Origin of the sequence: Caballeronia sp., from assembly GCF_049581465.1 — a bacterium.
Lineage (GTDB): Bacteria > Pseudomonadota > Gammaproteobacteria > Burkholderiales > Burkholderiaceae > Caballeronia.
The window spans coordinates 1-5,443 of sequence record NZ_JBAUSA010001115.1 but is presented as its reverse complement, the minus strand read 5'-3'; the positions used below and the strand labels follow the sequence as shown (position 1 = coordinate 5,443).

Genomic DNA, 5,443 nt, shown 5'->3' with positions numbered 1-5,443 from the left:
GCCGCGCGCAGATCGAGCAGCGTGCGCCAACTGCAGGCGGCTACGAAAATGGCGATCGCGATGGCGATCGCCGCGCCTCGGCTGGTGTCTTTCGGCGGCGCGCGAAAGTGCCAGCCGCGCTCGCCGGCCACCGGTGGTTGAAGCTGCTCCATCTCGTGGGCGCCGCCTTACGGTTTGAAGTACGGGATCTTCGTCGGGTCTTGGCCCCAAGCCGCCGCCAGATACTTTTGCGTCAACATCTTGAGGGTCCCGTCGTCCGCCATCGACTGGATGATCTGGTTGATCTTCTCCTCATTTGCCGAGCCCTTCGGATAGATTGCGCCGTAGGTCTCCCCGGTGGTGTACTGGCCGACGACCTTCATGGTCCCGTGCGAATTGGCCGCCTGACCGAGCACATAGGCGGTGTCGCTCAGTGCGATGTCGATCTGGCCAGCGGCGAGCGCGGTGAACATGCCTGCCGTGTCAGGGAAGACCTTGATGGGTTCGGTTGGCTTGATCACGTTGGCGGCGAAATCGGCGCCCGTGGTTCCCTGGTGGACACCGATGCGCATGCTGCGGATGTTGTCAGCGGTGACTTTGGTGGTGGTCTTGACCAGCACCCCTATGTCGGAATTGAAATAGGGGGTCGAGAAATCGATCACCTTCTTGCGCTCCGGAGTGATCGAGGCTTCAGACAGCGACAGGTCGAAATTCTTCGTCTGACCGGCGATCAGCGATTCCCACGACACGTTCACCACCGCAACCTTGTCGAGCCCCGCGCGATGCGCGATGTTGGCCGCCATGCAGTATTCGTAGCCGTCCTTGATGGTCGCCGGGGTGTCACCGTTCCACCAGCCCGGCGCGGGCAGCGCGACTTCGACCGTAAGCTGGCCAGGAATGGCCGGGGTCAGGGGCATTGATCCCTTCTTGCCCGTAATCGTGCAGTCGCCATAGGTCTGGGCCTCGGCCGGCATCGCGATGCCGGCAAGTACCACGGTGGCGGCCAGAGCCGAAAACATCAAAGCCGCGCGGTTGCCGAAGGTGCTTTTCTGCATGGACTGTCTCCGTTGGAGTGATTCAAGCGTGTCGGCGAAATCGTGGGACGGGGAGCCGGAAGAACGGATGGAAAATGACAGAAAAACGAAAGCACGACAAGTCGTGCAAACTCGCACTTCGGAGTCGGTACAAGATCAGTACCCGCTCTAAGTTCCAGGCACCCACGTGTGACGAATCCGTAGTGAACAGAACGCGAGCCTAAAAGGCATTCGAAGTTCGGTCCCTGTCTTCGAGCACGGTCGGTTCTTCTATCAGCCAAACGTTAATAGCCACCGCGACCCAAATGGCCCTAAGACACCTGTTGAGGCTGCTCGACCTGACGACCCTGCAACTCTTTCTGAGAGAGAAATGGCGATGTCAAATAGGTCCACAGCGCCTCGCTGGCGAAATATGCGACATGAAGCTTGTCCCGTGGAGACTCGATCGTCTGCCCGGCAAAAGCCGCCCCCGGATTCTCGCGACTTTCCACAACCTTCCCATCCAGAGTCTCGAGGGCAATGCGATCGGGTACGAACACACCGCGCAAACCCGGTGTGGTGAACGGCGTGATCGTCAACTGTTCGGTGTGCGTTTTAATCAGCAGTCGCTAATATAGGCGACAGATGGAGCTTGGAAGAATGAGCGGACAAGATGAGGCAGTTTCTTGATTCTCGTGAGTTGCTCGTCGATACGCTCGCGCAGTTTTTCGCCCTTGCGCAAAGGACGTCTTGCCGTGCCGGTGCGTTTTACGTGACTCCAGACCAGTTCATCAGGATTCAGGTCGGGGGCGTAGCCCGGCAAGAAGTGCAGGGTCAGCCGGCCGTTGGTCGACGCGACGTATTCGTGCACGATGGCCTTTTTATGTGCGGGCAGGCTATCGAGCACCAGATGAACCGAGTTCTTGCGCGAGCGCATCATCTGCCGAAGCAGATCCACAAACAGTTCAGCGTTGAGCGCGCCTTCGTAGGTACAGAACCAGAATGCTCCCTTGGCATTCACCGCCGACGCCGCGCTGATGGCTTGCCGTTGTCCCGGGCGTTCGACCACCGGCGTCTGGCCACGCACGCCCCACGTCTTGCCATGCACCGTGTCGGCGCGAAACCCCGACTCATCCCAGAAGAAGACCTCAGCTCCTTGCGTCCTGGCTTGCCGAGCGATGGCCGGCCAGGTTTCCCGCTGCCATTTCTCGACGGCCTGCGGGTCGCGTTGGTAGGCGCGTTGCAGCGGCTTCTGCGGCGTCAATCCAAGCTTCGCCAGCAGTTCGCCGATAGCCGTCAACCCCAGCGTCACGTCAAACTTCTGCTTGACCAGTTCTGCCACGACAGCGCGTGTCCACAGGCCAAAGTCCAGACCGTACTGACGCGGATCGCGGCCATTGACCCAACGAAACACTTGCCCTTCCTGCCTGGGCGTCAGGCTACGCGGACGCCCCGTTGCTGGCCTCGAGCGCAATGCCTTGACTCCTATGCCCGGGCGCAGGCTCGCCTGAATCCACTTGTAAATTGTCGTGCGATTGAAACCATAGGCGCCGATCACTTCTGACGCTCGCTCACCATCGCGTACCCGTTCGATGGCCATGAGCCGGATTTCCTCCAGCGTCTGATGGTCGAATTTCCGTCCGTCTCGCTTCATGATTCCGTCCATCGACTTATCTCATCACCGATGAGACCCGAGCACACTCCGTAAGTTTCTCAAATTGTCGACTTACTTGGCGACTGCTGAGTAAAAGTGTTTGAAGGATAACTGATGATGCAACTCTTTCAAGATTCCGACCAATGCAAGGCGGCCGGAATCCCGCATCGCCGGGCTTTGTGACCAAGCATTTGAGGTTGGGCTCGAGTTCGACCAACAATCCTTTGAGCATGGGTACCTGGCCGCCCGATTTCCCGCCGAGGCATGCATTTGGAACTGGCGTCCGTAGTCAAGCCAGCGTCAGCACGATTTGCCGATCTGGGCAGCCTACATGTCAAAGACGCCGAGCAGCTCCCCTCGCTGCAGCCAGCCGTGACGACATTTTCGACACCCCCGATCGCTGCGTTGACGGTATTACGGCAATTACTGCGCGGCTGTTCCCGTACGCGAGTTGACGTTTTTAATCGCGCTCCGAGTACGATTAAATCTGTCAACTCAAACCGTCGTCGCCTTGCTGGACAACGTTTCCGGATTGACAGAATTACCTCGGACGACGCGAGCTGCGGCTAATCTGGCTTTGCGTCCCGGGCGGAACTGCTTGATGACAAGACACTGCCCCGTCCCGATAGCCGGTACGGTGCGTCAAAAGTATTTGGCGAAGCACTTGGGCGCCTTTACGCGGACAAGCATGGCATGTCCGTGGCTGCACTGCGCATCGGCTCGTTCAGGATGGACGACATGCCGTCGCACCCTCGACAGTTGATGACGTTCATCAGCAAGCGCGATATGGTTCAACTCGTTCAGCGCTGTATCGATCATCCCGACTATCACTACGTCGACGCGTATGGGATATCTGCAAACACGGGGGCTTGCTGGGACAATACGCATGCAGATTTTTTAAACTGCCATCCGCAAGATAACGCAGAGGACCATGCGGTACGGTAAACGCTTTGAACATTGTAGAGAACGACATAGAAGTCCGCTTCCACGGAGGTTTTTTAACTGCAATGGAGTTTGATGGCGATCTGGGAAAAATCGGCTGAAAGTGCGGGGGAAGTCGACTGCAGATTGCCTGCTGTCATTGCCGAATGAAGCTTCGTACAACCGACACCGATGCATTGGTCGGAAATCAGCGTGCTCAATGTAGGGCAGCGCAAGTGCAAGCAAATACGATATGATGCCAGAGGCTTGAGCCATCCAAAGCAAAAGGCCATGTACGGATTCAGAAGGCCGCTGTTCAGTAACGGAACGGCGGCTACCAAGATCATGCTAGCCCTCTAACTCCTGAACGGCTTAAAAAAGCGACGAATCTCTGCAGCAAGAAGCGTCGGCTCTTCCATTGCCGCGAAGTGACCACCGCTCGGCATATCGGCCCATTGCGCGACATTGAACGTACGTTCGAGCCACGATCGAGGCGGGTGATTGATTTCCTTCGGAAAATTTGCGAAGCCAACCGGCGGTAAGACCCGCTGACCATCGGCGAAGCGCATCGGTTGCAGCCTGTTTTCCCAATACATTTGCATGGACGAGCCGATAGTTTGCGTGAACCAGTATAGCGACAAGTTGGTCAGCAACTCGTCCCTTGAAAAGGACTGCTCGATAATGCCATCGCAATCGCTCCAAGCGCGAAATTTCTCGCCAATCCAGGCGGCCAGTCCAACTGGAGAATCATTGAGAGAAAAGGCGAGCGTATCTGGTCGGGTGCTATGCATGTGGGAATATCCGCCTTCCAGCATCGCCCACTGATCCCTCGCACGCAGGAATGCTTCTTCGGCCTTCGTGAGCGGTGGCGCAGCGGGACCGAGCGCGGGCTGATACGAACCGGGCAAGAAATTAAGGTGAATCCCGTCCACCAGCTGTGGATGTCGTGACGCAAGTGCGATCGACACTCCCGCGCCCAAGTCACCGCCTTGCGCGCCAAATCGGCCATACCCGAGCCCCGTCATCAGCGATGCCCACAAATCAGCCACCTGGAACGAGGAGATCCCGGGTTGTGTCGGTGCTTGCGAGAACGCAAATCCAGGAATTGATGGAACGACGACATCAAAGGCGTCTGACGGATCGCCGCCAAACGCGGCGGGGTCGCACAACTGATCAAGGACGGAGTAGAACTCGAAAAACGATCCGGGCCAACCGTGCGTGATCACGATGGGGTAAGGAGCGGGACCGACACCCCTCCGATGCACAAAATGAACCCGCTGGCCCTCTATTTGCGCGGTGAACTGCGGTTGCGCGTTAAGCGCAAGTTCCGCTGTTCGCCAGTCGAAACCGTCCGCCCAGTATCGTGTTAGTTCACGGAGCCAGTTGGTGTCGACCCCTCTTTGCCAAGGCTCGGAGGGACTCGCGAGAGGCCAACGGGTCTCGTGCAGGCGGCGCTGGAGACCTTCAATTTCCCCTTCCGATATGTACACTGAAAATGGTTCTATGTGCATCGCATTTCTCCTGGCAGTTTTTTCTCTTGGCGCACTCTCGCGACTAGGGTTCGACATGCCCCAAGGCTCTGAAAACGGGATATGTGACATCCTACTGCTGGAAATGTGGCGCTTTGCTGTTTTACAAATCTTCTAGCAGCGTTCGGTTCAGTACGAATTGAGCAGCCGCCATCCTATGCCGCTATCTGTGGAGATTGAGACATGAAAGTAGTAGAGCCGTGAAAGTTGAAGTTTCTTAGCCTCGCGTTATCTTGTTTAGAGCGCGAATAAAGCGTTTGGATGACGACAGTGCCGTTCAACGAAAATCTAAAGCCGGCGCAGGACAAGTATTCTCAAGAAACAAGCAATCGCGCAATCGGTCGCGC

General features: G+C 57.2%; 5 protein-coding genes. 1 reads left to right on the top strand and 4 read right to left on the bottom strand.

Annotated elements, in window-relative coordinates; genetic code table 11:
* Positions 1-167 precede the first annotated feature (167 nt).
* The 3 genes from WCA53_RS27215 to WCA53_RS27205 all read right to left on the bottom strand — a co-directional run bounded on the left by WCA53_RS27215 (position 168) and on the right by WCA53_RS27205 (position 2,646).
* Positions 168-1,034: an ABC transporter substrate-binding protein gene (locus tag WCA53_RS27215; RefSeq protein WP_423918036.1), complete on the bottom strand. Its 867-nt coding sequence runs from the start codon at positions 1,032-1,034 to the stop codon at positions 168-170.
* Positions 1,035-1,324: 290 nt separating this feature from the next.
* Positions 1,325-1,591 carry a hypothetical protein gene (locus WCA53_RS27210; RefSeq protein ID WP_423918031.1) on the bottom strand — a complete coding sequence of 89 codons (267 nt, stop codon included), beginning with the start codon at positions 1,589-1,591 and terminating at the stop codon, positions 1,325-1,327.
* A 20-nt stretch (positions 1,592-1,611) separates the two neighbouring features.
* Positions 1,612-2,646: an IS630 family transposase gene (locus WCA53_RS27205; protein ID WP_423918027.1), complete on the bottom strand. Its 1,035-nt coding sequence runs from the start codon at positions 2,644-2,646 to the stop codon at positions 1,612-1,614.
* Positions 2,647-3,339: 693 nt separating this feature from the next.
* On the opposite strand from WCA53_RS27205, the gene WCA53_RS27200 reads away from it, so the two are divergent.
* Positions 3,340-3,591 (top strand): hypothetical protein, encoded by a 252-nt coding sequence (locus WCA53_RS27200; protein ID WP_423918024.1) that lies wholly within the window; start codon positions 3,340-3,342, stop codon positions 3,589-3,591.
* 332 nt (positions 3,592-3,923) lie between these two features.
* Here the strand turns inward: WCA53_RS27200 and WCA53_RS27195 are convergent, their stop codons facing one another.
* Positions 3,924-5,078, bottom strand: coding sequence for an epoxide hydrolase family protein (locus WCA53_RS27195; RefSeq protein ID WP_423918019.1), 1,155 nt, complete (start codon positions 5,076-5,078; stop codon positions 3,924-3,926).
* Positions 5,079-5,443: the final 365 nt, after the last annotated feature.